The sequence below is a fragment of the Mycobacterium sp. NGS61 genome (genome assembly GCF_059812325.1).
Window position 1 is genome coordinate 447,000 of the sequence record NZ_JCALCL010000001.1, and the last position, 20,869, is coordinate 467,868.

At 60.9% G+C, this 20,869-nt stretch carries 17 protein-coding genes; 3 read left to right on the top strand and 14 right to left on the bottom strand.

All coding sequences use genetic code 11. The annotated features are described in order from the left end of the window. Window positions 1–8: 8 nt before the first annotated feature. Together AC5Y3Z_RS02200 and AC5Y3Z_RS02205 are read left to right on the top strand one after the other, a co-directional pair. Window positions 9–839: a DUF4062 domain-containing protein gene (locus AC5Y3Z_RS02200; RefSeq protein WP_473139103.1), complete on the top strand. Its 831-nt coding sequence runs from the start codon at window positions 9–11 to the stop codon at window positions 837–839. 103 nt (window positions 840–942) lie between these two features. After that, the gene (locus AC5Y3Z_RS02205) at window positions 943–1,524 is read left to right on the top strand and encodes a hypothetical protein (protein WP_499929619.1); all 582 of its coding nucleotides are present in this window, start codon (window positions 943–945) and stop codon (window positions 1,522–1,524) included. 428 nt (window positions 1,525–1,952) lie between these two features. Here AC5Y3Z_RS02205 and AC5Y3Z_RS02210 read toward each other — a convergent pair whose 3' ends face one another. The 7 genes from AC5Y3Z_RS02210 to AC5Y3Z_RS02240 all read right to left on the bottom strand — a co-directional run bounded on the left by AC5Y3Z_RS02210 (window position 1,953) and on the right by AC5Y3Z_RS02240 (window position 10,595). Further along, the gene (locus AC5Y3Z_RS02210; RefSeq protein ID WP_473139105.1) at window positions 1,953–2,696 is read right to left on the bottom strand and encodes a hypothetical protein; all 744 of its coding nucleotides are present in this window, start codon (window positions 2,694–2,696) and stop codon (window positions 1,953–1,955) included. Further along, the gene (locus AC5Y3Z_RS02215) at window positions 2,680–4,353 is read right to left on the bottom strand and encodes an HsdM family class I SAM-dependent methyltransferase (protein ID WP_473139106.1); all 1,674 of its coding nucleotides are present in this window, start codon (window positions 4,351–4,353) and stop codon (window positions 2,680–2,682) included. The genes AC5Y3Z_RS02210 and AC5Y3Z_RS02215 overlap by 17 nt, the downstream gene beginning before the upstream one ends. A 351-nt stretch (window positions 4,354–4,704) precedes the next feature. Next, window positions 4,705–4,836, bottom strand: coding sequence for a hypothetical protein (locus tag AC5Y3Z_RS02220; RefSeq protein WP_473139107.1), 132 nt, complete (start codon window positions 4,834–4,836; stop codon window positions 4,705–4,707). Between the two features lie 683 nt (window positions 4,837–5,519). Further along, window positions 5,520–6,629 (bottom strand): IS110 family RNA-guided transposase, encoded by a 1,110-nt coding sequence (locus AC5Y3Z_RS02225; RefSeq protein ID WP_473139108.1) that lies wholly within the window; start codon window positions 6,627–6,629, stop codon window positions 5,520–5,522. A gap of 484 nt (window positions 6,630–7,113) precedes the next feature. After that, a complete protein-coding gene (locus tag AC5Y3Z_RS02230; protein WP_473139109.1) occupies window positions 7,114–8,028 on the bottom strand; it encodes a PASTA domain-containing protein in 915 nt (304 codons plus the stop codon). A 153-nt stretch (window positions 8,029–8,181) separates the two neighbouring features. Further along, on the bottom strand, window positions 8,182–8,496 hold the full coding sequence (locus AC5Y3Z_RS02235) for a hypothetical protein (protein WP_473139110.1): 315 nt from the start codon (window positions 8,494–8,496) through the stop codon (window positions 8,182–8,184). Window positions 8,497–9,146: 650 nt separating this feature from the next. Beyond that, entirely contained in the window at window positions 9,147–10,595 is a 1,449-nt protein-coding gene (locus tag AC5Y3Z_RS02240) for a serine/threonine-protein kinase (protein WP_473139111.1), read from the bottom strand. A 444-nt stretch (window positions 10,596–11,039) separates the two neighbouring features. Here AC5Y3Z_RS02240 and AC5Y3Z_RS02245 point away from each other — a divergent pair, with 444 nt between their 5' ends. Then, window positions 11,040–11,252 (top strand): CDGP domain-containing protein, encoded by a 213-nt coding sequence (locus AC5Y3Z_RS02245; protein ID WP_473139278.1) that lies wholly within the window; start codon window positions 11,040–11,042, stop codon window positions 11,250–11,252. Between the two features lie 613 nt (window positions 11,253–11,865). Here AC5Y3Z_RS02245 and AC5Y3Z_RS02250 read toward each other — a convergent pair. The 7 genes from AC5Y3Z_RS02250 to AC5Y3Z_RS02280 form a co-directional block, all read right to left on the bottom strand. Then, a complete protein-coding gene (locus AC5Y3Z_RS02250; protein WP_473139112.1) occupies window positions 11,866–12,426 on the bottom strand; it encodes a hypothetical protein in 561 nt (186 codons plus the stop codon). 137 nt (window positions 12,427–12,563) lie between these two features. Continuing rightward, a complete protein-coding gene (locus AC5Y3Z_RS02255) occupies window positions 12,564–13,160 on the bottom strand; it encodes a recombinase family protein (protein ID WP_473139113.1) in 597 nt (198 codons plus the stop codon). A 220-nt stretch (window positions 13,161–13,380) separates the two neighbouring features. Further along, entirely contained in the window at window positions 13,381–15,108 is a 1,728-nt protein-coding gene (locus AC5Y3Z_RS02260) for a serine/threonine-protein kinase PknH/PknJ (RefSeq protein WP_473139114.1), read from the bottom strand. Window positions 15,109–15,512: 404 nt separating this feature from the next. Next, window positions 15,513–16,928, bottom strand: a complete 1,416-nt coding sequence (locus tag AC5Y3Z_RS02265; protein ID WP_473139115.1) for a serine/threonine-protein kinase — start codon at window positions 16,926–16,928, stop codon at window positions 15,513–15,515. 216 nt (window positions 16,929–17,144) lie between these two features. Beyond that, window positions 17,145–17,714 carry a hypothetical protein gene (locus AC5Y3Z_RS02270; protein ID WP_473139116.1) on the bottom strand — a complete coding sequence of 190 codons (570 nt, stop codon included), beginning with the start codon at window positions 17,712–17,714 and terminating at the stop codon, window positions 17,145–17,147. Window positions 17,715–17,947: 233 nt separating this feature from the next. Then, complete coding sequence (locus AC5Y3Z_RS02275) at window positions 17,948–19,858, bottom strand: serine/threonine-protein kinase (protein WP_473139117.1); 1,911 nt, start codon at window positions 19,856–19,858, stop codon at window positions 17,948–17,950. 136 nt (window positions 19,859–19,994) lie between these two features. Continuing rightward, the gene (locus AC5Y3Z_RS02280; protein WP_473139118.1) at window positions 19,995–20,603 is read right to left on the bottom strand and encodes a hypothetical protein; all 609 of its coding nucleotides are present in this window, start codon (window positions 20,601–20,603) and stop codon (window positions 19,995–19,997) included. Window positions 20,604–20,869 lie beyond the last annotated feature (266 nt).

Sequence of the window (20,869 nt, forward strand, 5' to 3'; positions counted from 1 at the left end):
GAGGTTAGGTGTTCGATTCGACAACGATAAAGGTTCTGATTTCCGCACCGGGAGATACCGCTGAAGAGGTCGAGGCAGTTAAGAACGCGATCTATGGACTGAACTCGTCGCGGGGTGAACGTGACGGCGTGTTTGTGTTACCACAGCACTGGAAATCGGATGCCATCCCAGTGATGGATTCACGTGGCGCTCAGGGAAGTATCAACGAGCAACTTGTCGATTCGTCAGACATCGTCGTCGCGCTATTCGACAGTCGACTCGGACAAGCAACAACCAATGCTGTGTCGGGAACCGCTGAAGAAATCGACAGGGCAATCGCGCAGAACAAGTTCGTTCACGTCTGGTTTTCGAGCGAGCCGCTGCCGCGCAATGCTGACCTTAAGCAGGTTGCCCGCCTTCAGCGGTTTCAGAAAGACCTAGGTCAGCGAGGACTTCTCGGTGAGTACGCGGATCCTCAAGATCTCGCGTATCAGGTCCGCACCGCTATCGAGCGCGATATTGACGCGATGAACCTACCGAACCGTCCGTCAACACGATTACCTGAGGTGACTCCGAAGGCGGCCGAGCACGCGATGCCGCGCCTGCACTACGACGAAAGCCGCAAGCGAGTGGTCCTTGAAAACAAAAGTCAGACGATAAAAGCAGAGCAACTCACGATGGAAGTCCTTGAGAAAGGACCCTTTAGACTCTTCTACGACGGCGAGCCGTTTGACCTTCCACCTCTGGCCGAAGCCGCCTTTCCGATCACACTTGCCTGGGGTGCCGACAAAGTTGTGATTCGTATTCGCTGGTTGGAGAACGGTGGAATGCAAGAAGAGACCATGACCTTGACCTTTTGATTAGAGCATCTCAAACATGTTTTCTGCGCACTTCGAACTTCTGCCAGCTACGGCAGCGTCTGGCTGGTGGATACCATGGCTGCCGGTCGGGACGGGCATGGTCGTGGCGACTGTCGCATTCTTCGGCGTTCTGGTCAATAACCGCACCAACCGGTTGGCTATTGCCGCCGCAGATGGGCGAGAAGTCGACAAATGGCGACGGGACACCCTGCTGAAATTATGTTCCGAAGCAGTCACGGCATCACTCGAGGTCGAAGGGCTCTATGAGCACGGTGTGAAAGAGCGTCAAAGTATTGACCGAAACGCTATTTTCGCAGCAATTAGTAAGATCGGGCCCGCCGCCGAAACTATTAACCTCCTTGGTGAGGTCGGCCTGACAGAATTGGCGCGACGTCTAGACGAGGCATGTAGGGGCATCGAAGCACTGGCTGAGGAGTTCGTTGCCGCAAACATCACGTATGAAAACCAGTTGGACGCATACAAAGAGGCAAATACTGATGCCAGTCCCAAGGACGTGGCGCAGGCATCAAACGAACTCCGACGGACCTTCTGGTACGTCGCCGAATCCCAGTTCGCGGATAGCATCCAGCGCATGGCGATAGTGCGCGGGTTCCTCATCCAGAAGGCAAGTGAAGTTCTCAAGCAGAAGAGTGCGCAGACAGACTGGTACCCTTGGCCCCGCTAGCCGGGGCAACCAACATCGCGGCGTGCAGGTAAAGGTTGCCGCTAGGAGCTTTGTCTGCAGGGGTACTTGGTCGCGATGCGCCGCCCGCCCGAGTTGCCGACCGGCTCGCCCGCACCGAACCGGGGGTACTCATCGAGCCGCTCACGCGGCCAGCGCCTACCATTTTCCGAGGCTCGCCTCCACAATGAAGACGATTCGGGTGCCTGGCACTGCAGCGCCTGCAACTCGGCGATCGGCACCGTGGAATCTTTGCCCCTGAAGTGACCGGCAAGTGAGACGTCGACGAGTGTGGGTGGGTTGGTCGCTAAGCCGTATAACGACGTACACGCGCCGACCAGGCGCGTCGGCGGTAGGGCTGGGCAGCACGGCGAACGGCAACCCAGATGATGAGACCGGACAGGTCGGTGGGATCGGTCATGCCGCAGCGCCTACTTGCTGCGCGCTTTCCTGATCGTGCGGTCGCTGGTCGCCTCGTACATGTCGAAATTCCGTTCTGCGGTCAGTTCGATGAGGTCATCAAATACGCCTTCAAGGGCGACCGGCGCCTCGGGACTGTTGACCTCATGACAGATCACGGACGGCGCAAAGAGATTGGAGTCGACCAGCAGGACGTAAAGCCGTTCGAACTGCTCGTCGCGATCGGCCGGATCGGCCCTGCCAGTGAAAAGCCGGAAACGGGGAAAGACGTTGTCGAAAGTGCTGTTACGGCGCGGCGTATGGTCGCTCGCGGCGCCGATGTCGAAGAAGAAGAACCCTGCCACGACCGCAAATGGGAATCGGCGGTGCAGGGTGGTCGATTCGAAGAGAAGATCACCGCGCCGGTTGGTCAGGTTCTTCTGGAAGTGCCCGTTGACGACGTCGCGGAACATGATCGTCTTGACCGAGCAGGCCAACATCAGACCTGACTCCTCGGTGGCCCAAGTAACGTCGACTTTCTTTGCTCCCAGGCCGCCTGCGAGCCGCCGCTCAGCGCCTGACAGACCAACCTCCCCCGGCTCGCCAGGGCGGGCTCCCTCCATGCCACGCGCCCGCAGTTCCTGGGCGATTGCGAGCGCCAGCGTGTTGCTGATCTTGTTGCCCCAGGGATTCTTTTGCGCTTGCGGCGCATCGTCAGGAGGCTTCGGACCCGCCGCCTTGATCGCGCCAATGACCAGGTCATCGATGCGCGCCACGGCGGCCTCTCGCGAATCGTCGGGCAGTGAGTTCGGCGTGCGCATCGCGCAATACGCGCACCTGGGCGCGGGCTATACCCAGTTCGCCGACCAACAATACGTCGTCGACGAGCTTCGAGGCCTCGATTAGCCTGCCACCCCGCAACAGGCCAGCCACCTGCGGGCGGATGTTCGCGAGGCTGTCGGCTGCAGCCTCGACCAGCGCCGCCGAAGGTACCGGCAACCTGTCGGCTTCACGCGGCTCAAGCTTGAGCATCCCACCGCCGTAGGCACGGCCCACGGTCTCAGCCCCTACGAGGGTCATCGAGGTCAGCGAGGCAAGGGGAAGCAGCGCCTTGCCGAGCTTGCGCACCTGTGGGCCGAGATAGACGCCATGCACCGAGTTCAGGTGTGCGGCCTTGGCGGTATTGGTCGACAGTCGGGGAGTGTCGGCATTCATATAGGTGAGGAACAGGTCGGCCGGGGCGAGGTTCGGCACGCGCCACCACGGCCTGCGCACGCGGCACTTGTAGGCGGTATGGACGCCCGCCGCCTCCCCTGCCGCGATGTAGGCCCACGCCGACCGAGACGGCTCACCCGGTGGGCGGAACAACCACGTCGCTGAGCCGTTGCGCCCAAGCTCATTGAGGGCGCCGGTGCCGAACGCCAGCCCACGGAGGTGGCGGCTGCCCGGCGGAGAGAGCCGCAGTATGTCGGTTTGTTCAAGCCCGAGGTCGGCTACGCGAGCAGGCGACAGCCCGAAATACTTGTTGTTGCCGGTAACCACGCCCAGTGTCGTGTCGCCCCAGGTTTCAAGCACGGTGAAACCGCCGCTGGCAAGCAGCCTGGTGTAGGCGTCGAGCGCGTCGGCGGACAGCAGCGAGGGTGTCCACTTCTCCTCGGGCCGGGCCGGTGTCCAGGTGCGCCCTGCAGCGATCGTGGCCAGCTCGGCGGCGTTTCGTGCTTGGTAAATGGAGGCGTGGTCCGTCGGGCCGTCTAAGTAGCCATCGGCCAGCAGCAACAGCACGTCCTCTTGTGCGTCTGGAAACACCCGCTCGGTGAAGAGCACCAGATCGACCCGGGCGAACGACGCCATCAGGAACCGACGCACCTCGGCGGCGTAGTTGACGCTCAGCAATTCAGCGGGCAAGACCAGCCCCATGCGCCCGCCAGGCCGCAGAAACAACGCCGAATGCACGGCAAACGCCGCCCAACTCGAAGCGAGATTGGTCAGTCCCACACCCGCGCGCAGCGCCGCCTTCCGTGAACGCGCCCTCGCTACACCAGAGAAATCCTGGTACCGAATGTAGGGCGGATTGCCAATCACAACGTGATAGGAACCGGTCGGCTCGACGCAGAAGAAGTCGCTGACCACCACCCGCGCATCGACCCCCGCGTTTCGCAACAGTTTGCGTGCGGCGCGAGCGGAGGCGTCATGAAGCTCAACCCCATCGAGGGCGGCGAACTGCTCGCCGTCGTTGGGACTGCGAAGCGCCGCTAGCCGGTCGACGGCCGCCAGCAGGAAGGAGGCCTCACCGCATGACGGTTCAAGGATGCGATCTGACGTGCTGCGAACGGCCCAATCAGTGATGTATCGGGCGACGGCCTCGGGTGTAAAGAACGCGCCGCGAGCCTTTCGGAGGGCAGCCGTATCGCCCCGTTCTGCCCCCAGCACCATGGACGAAATCTTGCCTTGCCCGACCGACAAATCGTGGGAGCACACCCCCGGCAAACATGGGGAAGTTAACGGAGTCAGGCCAGCACCCCGATTCTCGACGCGGTTACCAACTTTCAGCAGTTCCTAGGATACGACGAGGCGGGCCGCAATCGATGCGCTATCAGGGGTCGCTGGTAGTCACCGGTGACTAGTTGCGCCTGACTTGCAACCGGAAGGCGGAGATTCGGCGCGGCCAGGGCTTATCGGATGCGGTTGCGTGGGAGATGACGGAAGGTCGTCTCAGATCAGCGGGTGGTTATCGCCACGCGGAGTCCATTACCTGCGGGTCAGTGAGATCTTTCGCGGTCACCGCTATACGTCGGAGGTCTTCCACCCTGCAGCGCGAGGTTGATCTGGGCTGTGATCGCTTCCTGCGACTATGTGCCGCAAATGTTCACTACGAGAGAGTCCCAGACGTGCAGCCTCTGCGTCGATACGTGCCACGGCGGCAGCCGATAGACCCCCGGATCGTCACGTCTGGCAACTCAACACCCCTTGGACCAAGACTATCGCCTTTAGACGATGCCCCACCCCAAATCGCAATGCCCGTCGCGGGCATACGCCTGGGATTGCGCCAAGCGTCGGTTCTTTCCACCGCCTGTCGAGGGTGGCTAGCATTGCAAGTGCCTAAACGGTCATGTATTTGGGAGGATCCGTCGGTCGAGATTGACAACTACTGCAGTGCGGTGGAGATTGCGTGCGCAATGCTGCGCCACCCCAGTGACGACGGTTACCGGCTACGCACCGTGTGGGAGCTGATTCGAGGCGCAGGTGAGGTGGGCGAGGTTGCGGTGGACTTAATTGCCGACGAGCCACCGCTAGTAGGTGACCGCAAATTTGATGCTCTGCTCGCGGCTGCGGTGGAATACATTGCGGCGCAGGCGGAGGTACCCGCGCCACCCTGGACGGGCAAGCCCTGCCGCTTTCTCGATGAGGAGTGGTGGGTGTCAGATTTGCCGTCGGGGCGCAGATATGCTCGGCTCGCAACTCCGGCAGCGTTTCGACGCCGGGGGATTTGGCTCGACGAACACGACTTGTCAAGCGCCTGAGCAAAGCTCGGTGTTTCGGGCCGCGCGGCTTGCGATGCGTTGTCGGCCCCTACTCAGTTCTGACTCGAAGACGTTGTGCTATCCCGCGCGGGCCTTGGTATCGGCGGCAAGGGCGTGGTAGACCGCGCGGCACACGTACCGTTTCAAACACCGGATAGCCTGCCGGTGGTTATCTCCTTCGTCGCGGCGTTTGCGATAGTACTGCTCGCCGTGCCCGCCTCGGCGGATATGGACCATGGCGATGGTGTGCAGCGCGCGGTTGAGTTGCCGGTTACCCGCTTTGGTGGCGCGGACATGTACCGACTTGCCGCCTGAGTGGTGGGGCAGGGGGGCCATGCCGACGTACCGGGCGTATTTGGCTTCGGTCGCGAAGCGGGTGATGTCAGCTGTCTCTCCGATGATCTTGGCGGCCATGAGAGGTCCGCATCCGTCGATGCTGTACAACGCGGGTGCACCGGTCTTAACGATTTTCTTGATTCGCTTGTCGATGATGCGGATAGCGTCGCTGAGCGCTGACGCTTGGAGCAGTTCATCGCGGGCTACCTCAGCAAGCACACCCTCCTCGGCTTTGAGACGGGCTAGCGCGGATTGCCGGTGCTTGGTGTAGCGCAGCACGAGTTGGGCAGGTGGTAGTTCCGGGTCGATTTCGTGCAGGCGCGCGAGTACGCGATTGAACAGGCCCACCCTCATCGTCACGAGGTCGTCGCGCCGGTCGACGAGCAGTTTGGTGTTGCGGGAGTAGTCATCGTGTCGTGCTATCGGAAGGTCGGGTTCGCGAAGGGCAGCACGCGCGACCGCCAGCGCGTCGATGGCGTCTGATTTGCCCGCCGAGCGTGCTGAGGCGCGTTGGCGGGCCGTTAGATTAGACGGAACGCGGACCACTGCCTCGTCGGCGTTGAGCAGCTCGGTTTCCAGCCACCTTGTCAAGCCGCGCAGATCCTTGACTCCCCACAGACGGCTGCCGGGGGAACAGGTGGCACGTCCCCAGCGGATGGCCGCCTGATGTCCAGCTGCGGTGGCGTCGACGGTTTTGGTGGCGAGCTTGCGGCCCACGTGATCGACGGCGACGAAGGTGTGGTTGCGCTTGTGCGCGTCGACACCGATGACAAAGTCAGCCACGAGCTTTATCGATCGCGATCGGGAGCGGTGTAACGGACACCTGGCGATGACATGATGGCCAGAAGTCAACCCTGGTGGTGGCACAGCAGCCGTTGGTCAGCGCACCAGGTGTGCCGCTACCCTCTTCTGGCGCACGGTGTCGCCAAAATACCCCAACACGACCGACACGGATTTCGTTAGCCATTCGCAAGCACCGCCAAATACAGTCAGATATCGGTGAGGCGGTTTTGATGCTATTCCTTTTATTCAGGGCAGGCAATAAGATACAGGTCATTACCGATATTTTGCCGGTTACCGGCAAAATACGCACTAAATTACCGGGGATTACCGGCCATCAAAGGCCGTCGTTAAGTACATCACGTGGTGCCGTTCGCGGCACATCTGACCGCCTCTCCAAACCATCGTGCGGCGAAGCTGCGTTACTTCGGGTAGCCGCCGAGCAGCTGACGGCGGTGCGTGGACCTAAGCCTCCGACAGTGTTGGACCTTGAATGGATTGACTGTCACTAACAGTCCGCGTGACGACGTGACCCCGCCACCGAAAGCGGGCTTGATTAGCCTTTCGTGACGTAGACGATAAGACTAGTGGAGCTATTGATTGAGCAGCCCGGGGCTGGATCGGTACTGAATACTGTCCAATTTGATGCCACCCAAACCGATTTGTACTTGGGGTTGGCCGAGGAAAGCGTCACATTGTTTAGACCCATTCCTTTGAGCCGGGTTTCAACTGCTTCGGCGTTTTGACCGATGAAATCCGGCATGGTGGTAGCGCTGCGCGTTCCGTCAATCGAGGTGGACGCAGAGCAGGGTTTCGCCCTTGCTTGTTCTGCGGGGGAAGGAATTTTGTGGATCGGATCGACCAGGAGAATCACCAGCCCCGCCACGAGCCCGACGCCCAGCAGGACGCCAGCAAAAAGGGCAGCGGATCTGTTGGATGGGGGTGGTATCACGGGAGGACCGTTGGGAAAGGGATTCGAGGGCGGCGCAGACTTGCGGCAGTTGGTCGCAGTGTCAAATGTCTTGTGGTTTACCGCGCATGTGCCGTGTCGGTATACCGCCGAACGTCCGTGTTGGGCTTCGTAGACAACGCCTGAGGCAATCAACGACGTCATCCGCTGATCTTCCAGAACCGCTTGGTGAGCCTTTCGCTCGCGAGCAATTAGAAACCATGCCAGCAAGCCAGCGACGTAAATGACTTCCAAACACCAGCCGGTCACGAATCGGGCGGTTGATGGGTTTTCGGCACCACTGCGGACGGCGAGGAATGTGCCTAGTAGGTACGGCCAGGCGGCGGCGAAGAAAATAAGCGCACCGCCGAGTATCCATGCGAGGAGTCCAATGCTGCCGCTACCTCCGCGTGAGCCTCGCCAGGAAGTGCCCGCCGATAGTGGGCCAAGCCCTACCCCGATCCCCCGAGTCGAGATGCCGCCCCTAATGCCGAATACGCTACCGCCGATCCCCAGCCGCATGGGAAGCACCGTACTGCTATTGCGGGTACGGGACACCAAATTCTCTGAGTTGATGCTTGGTGACCGCTCATCCTTCTCGAAGGGGAAGCCATACGCAGACGACGCTTGCGCGCGAACGCGCCGCGTGAGCCAATTACTTGGGGGGTACGCCACCTATCGTCCGATATAGGCACCAGGCGCGACGTAGGTGTTCGATCGTCCGGCCAACGAACCGTGCACGCTACCTTCGATAAATAATTCGCCCCCGATGTGGTTTGTGACGTTGCCAGTGCACATGCCGTGGAGTTCTGCCCTGCCACCTGGCTCAACCACCAGCCCGCCAACCATGCCGCTGATCTGCGCGTGTCCGCCCGATTGCACTGTGACCGTGCCTGTGACCATCCCGGCGACCGTCAGGTCGCCGTCGGGCGCTACTCGAACGTCACCTACGATCTTGCCCGACTCCACATGAGTGTCTGACACCACCATTCAGTGAGAATATTGGCCATAACCGTTGATATCCAGTCATTTTCAGCAACCACTGGTGGCTCCCCCGGGGCCAATAGACTGGTCCGAATCGCCGTTCGTCTGGCTAATGCATCGGTTGCTAGATCTCCGGGCTCCGCCATGTCGATGTGCGGCGTGCAGGGTGGGCCTGGTGGGAAGCGACGCCACCTGGCTCGTCGGGCAAACCCATGGGCGGGCGTCGGTCGACAATCTTGCAAACGTCGAGCACGCACCTAGGCTCCTTTGCGGCAATAAGAGTTGCTATCTTCGGCAACGGCGGGTCTGAACGGGCTATGGCGCACCGCATCGGTGCCGTTAAGGAACATGGGTAGCCATGGATATCAATCGAGCAGCGGCGAGCGGCGGCACTCGCTTGTAGCGCCGCACTGCTGACAAGCGGTTGCGAGTCGACGGAAAGCCCTACCACGACCAGGGGTGCGTCCTCATCAGGAATCGACTCAACGGTCCGGGCCACGCCTAACCTATCGGCCACCCAGATTGCAGTGGAGGCCAAACGCTTTCTGCTGGCGCAATACGGATTAGGCCCCGACCAGCAGTTTCGTGACATTTCCATGGAGGGCCCGGGGCCTTCTTGGGGGAAGACTTGATTGGAGTTCCGCGACTACGAGTCGCTAGTTGGGCCCGCCGAACTGCCAGGTCCATCCGCCGGTTATCGCTGGGTCGCACGACAATGTTTGACCAGCCGAGTTCTCTACCGTGCTTCCCGGAACCATGCAGATGCTGCCGGGCGGGATATTGGGCTTTGCAAGTGTAGTTGGGATGACGCCTGGCGTAAGTGACCACTTGTGAGCGTCGGAATACTGGACGCGCGCACAGTAGTAAAGGACCCCTCCTGGGCCTGTGCCGATTGCGTCGGGGGTCGAACACCAATCGCCGAGGACACCGGCCGCCGGATATCTCGGCAGCGTCGTCGTCGGTTCTGGCGGCGAGCTGGTCGTGGTTGACAGCGGAGGTGGAGGTGGAGGTGACGATATCGGCGTCAAAAGGGTCGTGGTCGCGGCGGTGGTCGGTGCGGTGGCCGATGTTGCCGCTGTGCTCGCCGCGTCGTCCCGGGATGACCCTGGCTGCCACAACACCAGACCAGCAGCAACAAGAATCAGCATCACTACGGCGGACGCGACCAGGAACCGGGTCGGTGGGCGACGCGCCGCCGGTGAAGACGACGGAAGCGTTACTGGTGACGGGTGTGTGTGTTCCGCCGATGGCGCCGTCGCTTGGTGGGGGATCGTGTCACCCGCAAGCGCTCGCGCGAATGCGGTACACGTGGGGTATCGGTCGGCGGGCTCCTTGGCGAGAGCCTTTGCTAACGCATCGTCGAGGCGGCCTAGGTCGGTTCTGATACTTGCCATGGATGGTGGCGGTGAGTTCAGATGGCGGCTGATCACAACCGCCTGATTGGAGTGCGGAAAGAGATGGGATCCAGTCAGTAGGTGGTACGCGGTCGCGGCAAGCGCGTATTGATCGGCCCGACCGTCGACCTCGTCCCCCATCAGTTGTTCAGGGGCCGAGTAGGCGACCGTGCCGACCGTCATGTTGGTGGCTGTCAGGCCACTGATGTCGTCTATGTCGCGTGCAATGCCGAAGTCGGTCAACAGGATTCGCTGCTCGTCCTCAGTGGCGTCAGTCAGCATTATGTTGGCAGGCTTTATATCCCGGTGCAGCAGTCCCCGCCTATGGGCATTGTCGAGCGCGCTGGCGACAGCGGTGACGATCTGCACGACTCGATCGACTGGCATTCCTGCGGGGAACTTGCTGGTGAGAAGACGAGCTGCGTCGAGACCATCGACGTAGTCCATCGCGAGCCATAACTGCCCGTTGTGCTCGCCTCGGTCGTGGACACTGACGATGTGCGGATGCCACAGCTTGGAGGCGAGATCGGCCTCGCGGTTGAACCGGGCGCGGTAGTCCATATCACCGGATATTTCGACTGGGAGCACCTTGAGTGCATTCCGGCGAGGAAGTCTGGGATGTTCGGCTAAATAAACCTCACCCATCCCGCCTGAACCGAGCAGGCGGACAATCCGGTAATCCGCAAAAATCTGGCCCTCGGTTAGCGGCATACGGGGATCATACGAACAACCGGCGACCAAGCGGGCGGATTCTGGGACTGATCGACTGCACTGGACCTTCGCGCGTTCGCGGTGTCGAGAGGCAGGCCTGGGCACCTCCGGATCCGCCTAATGTGGTTCAACCGGTCGGTGCCGGGCACAACGAGCTTTTTGCAGTATCCGCTCAAATTCTTCGCTGCAACCAAGACGCGACGATGTCATGGGTTATTGATGTGTCCGGGAGCAATCTGTAGGCCACGTGTCCTACGTGACGCTTCGCCGGACGCACGGCACTGCGAAACGCAGGTTGTCACCGCGTCTATAAGGTAAACCACGCAGCACATGGGAGGATAATTTCTGAAATTTAATGCTGCTCTGTCTTGCGCGGCTGTAGCCGCCGCTGCCGGTATTGCGTTGGCAGCCAGCCCTATGGCCGATGCTTACCCGGGTGACCCTATGCCCGGTTGTGAAACTCAGGTATTCGCCACGTACTGCGACGGCCCGATCCGCCCAGACGGATCGTGGAAGCGCTGCCTGTTCGCCAATGGCCAAGGTAACGTGCCGCCCGTGCAAAACTGCTTTCGTCGTGCCCGGAGTAGATCAGTTTCCGCCGACACCGCTGGGGCAGCCGACTCATCACATCGATTAACAGCTACTGGCAACAGCTGAAGCACATATTCGAGCGCATCATGACGGCCAAGCACCAGGTCGGGCTCGACTGGCAAGTTTCAGGGCACCCGACGCCCGTTCGGTTTCGAGAAAGACGGCATGACCATCCGTCCTGAGGAGGCCAGTGCGGGGCCGCGCGGCGCCAGCATGGCGGGCCTCACCTCCGAGCAACGGGAGGTACTCATTGCCGTGCTGGTGGGCTCCCGATGACCCCCGAACCGAGCGCCGACTACGTCACCGGAGTACTGGCCTACGTAACCACCGGACGACTTCGTTTGGTCCGACGGGATCAAACGCTACCCCTTTCCGCGTAGCCAGCTGAATCGATCTCCGGGCAGGCGATGCCTCCTCGTTGAGGCTCCGGTCGCTTCGCGGGTAAATACCTGCGAGGTAAGCACCCCCGAGGTAACTGCTGAGCGATGATCAAGAAAAGCGTCGGCCCGAAGCTGTCGGGCCCTGTCTAGCGAAGGCGGCCAAACTCCTTCGATCAGGTGTGTCGACGGTGACAAGAATGCTGCACCTGCGGGCCGTTGCTCATTTTGTCGCTGCACTAATTGGCCCGCAATACGATCGAATGCCGCGATCGACGCAGCGTTTAGTGGTCTCGCGTCTATCAGACAGCCGAATCCGTTTGGCTGACTAGCCACTTGCGCCCAACGACCACGGTGCGCCCATCGTCGCGGCTGATGACGTTGTCGCCGCGCCACCCGTCAGGTTGGGCGATTACGGTGCCAAAGACGGGGACAATGATGTCGTCGCGGCCATCAATATTTTGATGCAGGCGCTGTCCGTTGTCATCGGTTTCGGCCCACATAACCCGATCGCCTACTTGGATTTCCAGTTCCAGGTAGGTAATGAGTGCCGCCCGCGTATCAGCAAGCACCAACCCCGCCTGCAATTCGAAAGCCGAGGGTTCGCGCCCTACGTCCTCGTGAAAAACTCTGGCAGCGTCAGCTATTGCCTCAACGATCTCAGGTGCGGGCTGGGCAGCATAGACTTGCTCGTCGAGTTCAGCGACCGTGGGATGGCAGCGCATCTCGCTGTATAACCGAGCTATCAGGCGCTGCAGACCCACTTCGATCTCTGCCGCAGGGGGGCCTCCCCATAGCGCCGCGCCGTCATTCACGTTGTGCCCCTTCGGTAAATCGGTGCCAGCTTGTCTTGAATGGTTCATCTCATTCTCCTCTGTTGTGCGGCTTAAGTCTTCGTTTGTCGACCTCTATCTCGGGTAGTCGCGTCTGCTGGTAACGACGGTATGGGCGCTGACGCACAGTGCGGGTCGGTCGAGAAATGGGTGGCCGACACCGATGGTCAAGCCGTGGCGAGGTACCGATAGAGAGTCGCGCGGCTGACACCGAGATACTTGGCAATAGCCCTGGCCGTATGCCCATCGGACTTCATGCGCATGGCAGTGGCAATATGCTCCGCGTCGTCCACCTTTCGCGGACGGCCAAATTTAGTGCCGTTGGCGCGAGATGCCGCTCGTTTGAGGGCGGTTCGTTCTTTCGTCAGCTCCCGCTCGTACTCAGCGAGCGAGCCAAGTACCCCGATCATCATTCGCCCAGCCGGTGTTGAGGAATCGATCCCGTCAGAAGTCGACACTAGCGTGACGCCACGCGCAGTGAGTGCTTTGACCGTCTCCAAGATATGAAGTGTGTTGCGCCCCAGTCGATCCAGCTTCCATACAACAACAGTGTCGCCGGAACGGACGTAATCCATTAAGGCAGTGAGTCCCGGTCGGTCATCGCGGGCACCGGACATCACGTCCGAGAAAGTTTTCGTAACGCCTGCTGCCTCAAGTACGGCGTTCTGCTGATCAAGGGTCTGGGCGACAGTGCTCACGCGGGTGTAGCCAATTCTCGTGCCAGCGAGCTGCCTGGCTGCTTGAAGTTCGCGTTCGTGTCTCACCAATCATTAGAACGCAATTTTCGCGACATCTATTTCTGAGACGGACTATTGAGATTGCCCGACCTGGGCGAATGCTTACGTAAGGCACGGTGCTATCGGTGTCTCATATGTGGTCATATTCTAGACACCCAAGAATTGGAGGTCGTGACGCGCCGATGTCACTTCCGAGTACGGTCTGACGGTCACCGACCAGTGGTCAGGCGTCCAGAGATGGCGATAGTCAGCCAGCTTGGGCTGCGATCTTGCTGGCGATCTGACGGGCTTGGTCACTGAGCCGAGGGCCGCAGGCGTTGACATCGATGACCAGATTCGATACTGCGCTGAGGACGCGCTGGCAGATGCTTCCATCGCCTGTTAGCGTTTTCGGCTGTGCAATTGTCGAAGCGTCTCCGGCGAGATCGCCGATGGCCCATCGGAATTGACCGCCGCCGCTTGTCCAGGTCACCGTTTGCCCAGCACACGTCCGCCATTTGGTCGCCGAGTTCTTGATGAAGCTCAGAGCCTTTTCAGCCGATGGAAAGTGCACCACGCCCTGCTGGACAAAGCGGCTTACGGTTTCCGAGTCTGCAAGCACCTGAAGGCTCATCGCGGTGTATCCGCTGCCCGCATACACTGGCTTCTCGCCGATGAAGACCGTTCCCAGACAGTCCGAATTGGACACCTCATCCGGCGGGTCGAAAGGGACATGAGCGATTGCCCCGACCTTTGGCATGTCAGAAACGCCCATTACCGTTGCCACTTCCATTGCGCTGAGCAAGATCGAGTCCATGCGGTCGGGGCCCACCATCGGCCTAGGCGTTGTTGATGTTATGCGCGCGGCGGGTGTCGCCGTCGAACCCCGATCCAGGCCGATGAGCGCCGCCACGACCACGATCGCCACTATGGCTGCCGCAACTCCACTACCGGCGATGATCCGTCGCCTCGGGGCTCGTGGCGACACCACCGGCTCCCGGTCTCCCGCTTTCGCAACAGGATCCAAGGGTTTGGAAATCGCTGCGACGGTAGGCGTCGGGGCCAGGCGCTCGTCGGGGCTTGTGGTCGTGGGGGGCGGCGGACCCGCGCTGGCGTCGCCCGGATTGGACTCCGCTTGCCCCGGAAGATCCGATGGTGGGGCGGGCACCGGTAGGGGAACGTGCTGCGTGATCGCGTCGCGAGCGGCATCGGCCAACTCCACCGTTGTGGCGTACCGATCGTCGGGGTGTTTGGCCATGCCGCGCGCTATGACGTCATCGACTGCAAGGGGCACCTGCGGTTGGCTCATCGAAGGTCGCGGTGCCGAGGCGTACAGGTGTGCCCCGACGAGTTGGGACATGGTCTCGCCCGGAAACGGTGGGCTGCCAGTTAGGCATTCGTAGAGCACGCAGGCTAGCGAGTAGATGTCGGCGCGGGCGTCTTCGTCGGCCCCAAGGGTTAATCGTTCGGGTGCGATGTATAGATAGGTACCGATGACGCTGCCGGACTTGGTCATTCGCGTCTCGTCCTGCATGCGTGCGATCCCGAAGTCAATCAGGTACGCGAAGTCGTCGCGATCGAGCAGGATGTTGGAAGGTTTGATGTCGCGGTGCAGCAGACCCACCTCATGGGCGGCACGCAACGCCTTGGCTACCTGGCCTACGATGTTTACAGCCCGGGTCGGGTCCAACGGTCCGTTGGCCAGCACGGTGGCCAGGTCGCGGCCATCGATTAGTCGCATGTCGAGGTATAGGCGACCGTCAATCTCCCCGTAGCGGTGGATGGGAATGACGTGGGGGCTGTTCAAGCGTGCTGCCGCATGGGCTTCGCGCCGGAACCGCTTCTGGAACTCTTTGTCCTCCGATAGGTGTGCGGGCAACACCTTGATGGCCACGATCCGATCGGCCTCGGTGTCGTGGGCCCGCCACACCTGACCCATCCCGCCGCGACCGAATAACTCAATCAAGCGGTAGTGCCCGAACGGCGTCCCCTCCACTGCCTCAAGATAAACGGATGATCGAGCTGCCGAAAGAGGAATTGCGTGTTGATCGTCCGCCAGCGGCCAACTCTGTACATCACGGTGCAATCAATTGCTCATTCCGGAATTATGCGAATGACCTTCGATGCACTCGTGTGTCGTCTCTTCGAGACCGCCACAACTCTGCGGGGCCTGACGGCGATTTGATCGCACGCGCAGCTCGCTTTGCGGCGGTAGTCATCTGTTTGCCCGGGCGAGCGGTTCGTAGACCGGGTCGTCGGGGACGTCCCGCAGGCGGCGATGGCGGTGCTGAACTCGGGTATGGCCGTGCTCGTAAGGCTGCCGCGTCCTTTAGCGAGTGGCGGCATTTCGACGGCTCGGACGCCCCGGTTGAACGCCCCCAACATCAATGTCCCCGCCAATCATCGGGCCGAGCGGCGCATAGTCGCGTATATGGTGATGTCAAGTTGTCTAGACGCCGCGTAGTACGTGGACGTGAAGGAGAGCGTGCCATCATTCTGCGGGGTGAGAGTGACGTCCGAGTTTACGCAGCTGCCCTGCGTGATCGTTTCGGTAATTAACCGCACTCCGTCGCCTGCGGAGCCGTACTGAGTCCATATCCCGCCACAGTAGAGCTGCGGGTAGCTCACCGTGCCCGATAGCTGTGCGTCGTCAACGATGTCGGCGACCACATCGAAACCCGATTGGGCGCCGGAAACGGACCCAGACCACTTGCCGGTCAACGACATCAGCGCCGTGGTCGGGCTGGCCGACGGCGTAGACGGCTGCTGCCGAGCCTGCTGCCGAGCCGGTTCCCAAGGACGCCAAGTCAAGGTCACAACGCCGATCAACAGCATGATTGCGACGACACTTCCCAAGCCAACCCATGCCCGCCGCGACGCTCTTGCGGGTTTGGCAGACGCTGCCGTCGACGAGGCGGCCCAATTGTGTAATTTCGGTGCCGCGTAGGTCGTAGCGTTTGTAGACGCTGCTCCCTGTCCAGCACGGGACTCATCCACTAGGGCCGCCGCGAACGCCGAACACGACGGGAACCGGTCCTGCGGGCTTTTGGCCAGCGCTATCTGAAGCACCTCGTCCAGGAATGCACAATCTGGGCGACGCTCGCCCAAATTGGGCGGGGTCGTGTTGAGATGACGGCTGATCACGAGGACTGGATTGGAGTGTGGGAACAACTGCACGCCAGAAAGCAGGTGGTAGGCGGTGGCGGCGAGCGCGTACTGATCAGTTCGCCCGTCCAGGTGCTGACCCATCAGTTGTTCGGGCGCGGCGTAGGCGACAGTGCCCACGGTCATGTCGGTAGTCGTGATGCCGCTGGTGTCATCCAATGGGCGGGCAATACCGAAGTCGGCGAGATAAACCTGTTCATCATCGCTGTCGAACTCAGCGATCATGATATTGGCGGGCTTGACGTCTCGGTGCAACAGGCCCTTCTTGTGTGCATAATCCAGCGCGCTGGCGACAGCGGCAACGATGCGAAGAGCAAGTTCGGCAGGCATGCCTGCCGGGTATCGCCGTTGTATCAGCTGAGCCGCGTCGGTGCCGTCGATGTAGTCCATCGCGATCCACAACTGGCCCTCGTGGTCGCCTCGGTCGTGTATTCCGACGATGTGGGGATGGCGTAGAACTGCGGCCAAGTCCGCTTCGCGGATGAACCGATCCCGGAACGACGTGTCGCTGGACACCTCGGCGCGAAGAATCTTGAGGGCATCATGGCGGGGCAGGTTGGGATGCCGGACCAGGTAAACCTCGCCCATGCCCCCGGAGCCAAGCACCCGCAGAATCCGGTATCCGGCGAAAGTCTCACCGGTCCGCAACATCGATGCCATAGTGAATCCAGGATTCTCGGGCGGGCCGCTAGTGTTCCGCCATTCTGAGACGAATCAGTGGCGCATTGCAGGCGTCATTGTAAAGGCGATCAATGGGCCGCTTGCGGAATGGTCGGAAGAACAACCCATACCGCCGTACGTTCCGGCGGGTATAGGTGTTGTGGTTGCATCTGCCACGTTCCAAGAAGCCGTGCCGAAAGGTGTTGCCTAGTCGGCGGACTCGTCGATACCCGGAAGCTGTCCGAGCGGGCCACGGAGTACGTAGTAGTACTTCTGGGCTAGAGCAAGGTGATGCTTGATCGAGCGATTGTCGAGCCTCAAGGCGCGATTGCGTAGCTTCTTCAACTGGCGGTCGAGTGTCAGTTGCGACTTCCAGGGATTCCAGGCCAGCCGCGTGAGGATTTCAGCGGTGTCGCGGAGGAGGGTGTCGAAAGAAGGGGCAATGCTGCCCCAGAACTCCTGATCAACAGGGTCGAACTCGACCGCGTCGCCACTCGAATAGCGGGCGGCGCGAGCGAGAACTACGTAATGTTGCACTGCACGTCTGGGGATGCGGGCAAGTAGCCCAGCCGTTTCCAGGTCACGAATGGCGGTAACAAATGCCGGGAAGTCCTCTCCATTCGGGGCCCTGGAAAAACGTGCTTCCTCGACGATTGCGATGGCTCTTAGGAACGCACTGCGTATCTCACGGCGTGCTCCGGCCGCTCCGACATACTGCCCGATTGCGCCACCAGTGCCCAGCGCAGCAAGGAGTGAGGCGAGCGTTGACACATCCATCGGGCCAACCTAACGGTTGGAATGATCGGTCGGCAGAGCAACACTGCAGTCTTGCTCGGTCCTGCAACGACCATTTGAGGCGCCAGCAGGTCCCGCCCTGTTGCTTACGAGCGAGCATTACCGCGTTTAATCGCGATAGAACGCAGGTACTGCACTCCCGAAGGCCCAAGTTCTTAGTCCGCACCATGGCCAGAAGCCGCGAAGACAACCGTTCCTCAGTTGCGTGCGTGATGTCAGCCATCACCTTCAGCGCCAGCGAACCAGGCTGTAGCAACTGAATGGGTCTCTAACGCCGAATCGTTCACGCCGACCATAACCGTCCATAGTGGTGAAGATCGGTTTATCGGGTTCGAGTCAGAGGGCACCATGACCGACAGGTCTGAACCCATCTTTATGCCGCAGCTGTAGGCCTGTCGGTAGCCATCAGGGCGAACCCAGCGTGTACCTCCAACCATTAGACGACACCGGGTGCCGTCGTCCAGTAGTAACGCATAAGGCTTTGGGTTGTCCTCGGGATAGACCTGATGAAGCGGTGTCGTGTAGGTGTATCGACGCAGTCCTTTGGACCATGGGTCATCGAGGCACAAGATTGACGTGGGCGCTGCCGTCCAGCACACGCTCGCGCCTTCCGCGTATGGCTCACAGAGGTAGACATCCGCTGTCACGGCTGCGGGCGAGGGCTCGCCGCACAATGACAGACGCCTATCAGGCGAGTTATATACCTCGCGAAAGCCACTGACGAGCTGATTGCCAGAAATGGCAATAGTCGTCTGCACATCGGTCTTCGCGATGGCGGGGCTGCCCGCAGGGAGTGCTGGCGACGCTGTACTCACCGGCGCAGAAGTAGTTGTATGCGCGGGCTTGTCTGGGTGATCTTCTTGCGAGTCCGCCCATGTGAGTGCCGCGACGGCAGCAATCGTGGCCGCTATGAGTGCAATCCGTTGGAGAAATCTCGACCTAGCATTGCTGGACTTAGCGGCTGCGTTGGCCGGTTTATCTGAGGAGAAGTCCCTTGGCCGCTTGACTTGCGACCAGGTCTTGCTTGATGCCCCTGCTGAGGTCCTGGTCGGTCCGGGCGCAAACTTCCGTGCTTCGTCGGGCGGAAATGCTGGTCTGCGCCCCTGCGTCGGGGTTGCCTTGCGCGGACCCTTGGAAGGACTGGCCTTGCTCGCTTTCGAGGGACCTGTGGCGGGGCTGGCATTCGGCACGGCCGTGTTCGCGCGGCTCTTGGCAGTGCTCGGCTTCGCAGGGTCCGCCTTGGAAGAGTTCGACTTCGTAATTCCGACGGACGAAGGTTTGCCAGGGGCCGGTGTCGTATTGGTCAACGGGACGGTCACGGTGATGACATCGCGGGCCGCAGCGGCCAGCTTGGTGGTTGTGGCGTACCTTTTGTCGGGGTCTATCGCCATACCACGAGCGATTACTTCGTCGAATCCTGTTGGTAAACCGGGACGTTGATGACTGGGACGTGGCCGATCGAGATAAATATGCGCGTGCATCTGCTCCGGCAGGCTCGTACCTGGGAACGCTGAATTACCAGTTAGGCATTGATGGAGGACACACGCGAGGGCGTAGACGTCCACCTTGGCGTCAGCGCCCCCCATTCGGAAGCGCTCGGGGGCCATATAGGCCCAAGTGCCGAGGGTTGCGCCCGTACCAGTTAGGTCGGTCGCATCCGCAGCACGTGCAATACCGAAGTCAATTAAGTACGCAAAGTCGTCCTCGTCAACCAGGATGTTGGAGGGCTTGACATCGCGGTGCACTACACCAGACTTGTGCGCGCTGTTTAAGGCCTTCGCAACCTGTTCCACGATCCCTACCGCTCGCGACGGCACAAGTGGTCCTTCGCTCAGCAGTTCCTGTAGATCACGGCCCTCCACAAGTCGCATGTCGACATACAGTCGGCCGTCGATCTCACCGTAATTATGGATCGGGATGATATGAGGGTTGTTCAATTTCGCAGCGGCGTACGCCTCGCGTCGAAACCGCTGCACGAAGGTGGGATCAGTTGCCAGCGCAGCGGGCAACAGCTTTAGAGCGACGATACGGTCCGTGTCCGTGTCGAGACCGCGCCATACTTCGCCCATACCGCCACGGCCCAGTAACTCGATGAGCCGGTAGCGACCGAACGGTGTCCCTTCCACTGGCTCAAGATATTGGGATGGCACAGGTGGCGAGGTCGAAATCAAATATTCACCGCATAGTGGGCTTCATTCGGCCATCGTCCCAGCTGACATCAATGCGCGTCACTCATTTTCGCTGAGCGCTCAGGGTTTAGGGTCATCGCGCGGGGCGCGGCCGCTGCGAGGGCGGAACGTATAACTTGTCGATCCGCTGGACGCTGTCCGCTGACTTCCCAAGCACGACAAGGTAGCTCTTGACGAAGTCGACGTCATATCCCGCGTCCATCAGTATGTCTATAGGTGGAAAGTAGTTGGCGGCGAAGAACCATTCGCGTTGTCGCGCATAGCCGTTGTACCCGGCGTCATGCAAGTCTTGCAGCGCCTCTTCGATCTCGGGCGGCACGCCCGGGTGCCGTTGGCCGGTCGTGAGGTCAATAGCCTTCGTAGCCGCTGCCCAGCCGATCAGCTCGTGCGGGTGAGCCGTCGCCGCGCCGAACAGTTGCCCATCAGCGAGTCGCAGGCCGAGTTCCAACAGCTTCAGCGGCGGGTCGACGGCTAACACCGGTCCGCCTCGCTCAGGAGGCTTACCGCGTGCGCTACCGACATTACTGTTGGAGCTGTAGTTCTGGTGATAGCGCTCCCTGCGCGCCGACATGTGAGGTAACAGCAGTGCTCGCTTACCCCAGTTGCTGGCGTTATCGCGCAGGTGGTGTTCGACCAGGGCGAATCCGTAGGCGAGGCCTTGCTCACTGGCGTCGGCCCACACGTTGTCTACCGGTGACATGCATCCATCGTCCCCGCCGCCACCGACACCTACCGGCGTGTCGGGTCAGCCGTGTCGTCGGCCCAAGGTGGGCGCATACTTCAATAGTGGTGTTCTAGGCTTCTTGCGCCACCCAAAAGTCCCCGCTTCTAGCTGGATTCACTGCCAGCCTTGCGCGGCGGCGCGAGGGTCGGAGGGGGTTCGGCATCCAGTTCTTGCGCCTTCTTAACGGCCTCCTCGCCGACACGCTGATGGGCAGACTTGGCGCC

Coding starts and splice junctions, on each gene's coding strand:
- AC5Y3Z_RS02215 (WP_473139106.1), bottom strand. CDS start 4,353: ATGGTGCTGGGGGCAGAACGGGGCGATACGGCTGCCCTCCGAAAGGCT.
- AC5Y3Z_RS02230 (WP_473139109.1), bottom strand. CDS start 8,028: ATGCGGCTGGGGATCGGCGGTAGCGTATTCGGCATTAGGGGCGGCATC.
- AC5Y3Z_RS02235 (WP_473139110.1), bottom strand. CDS start 8,496: ATGGTGGTGTCAGACACTCATGTGGAGTCGGGCAAGATCGTAGGTGAC.
- AC5Y3Z_RS02240 (WP_473139111.1), bottom strand. CDS start 10,595: ATGCCGCTAACCGAGGGCCAGATTTTTGCGGATTACCGGATTGTCCGC.
- AC5Y3Z_RS02245 (WP_473139278.1), top strand. CDS start 11,040: ATGCCCGGTTGTGAAACTCAGGTATTCGCCACGTACTGCGACGGCCCG.
- AC5Y3Z_RS02250 (WP_473139112.1), bottom strand. CDS start 12,426: ATGAACCATTCAAGACAAGCTGGCACCGATTTACCGAAGGGGCACAAC.
- AC5Y3Z_RS02265 (WP_473139115.1), bottom strand. CDS start 16,928: ATGTTGCGGACCGGTGAGACTTTCGCCGGATACCGGATTCTGCGGGTG.
- AC5Y3Z_RS02270 (WP_473139116.1), bottom strand. CDS start 17,714: ATGGATGTGTCAACGCTCGCCTCACTCCTTGCTGCGCTGGGCACTGGT.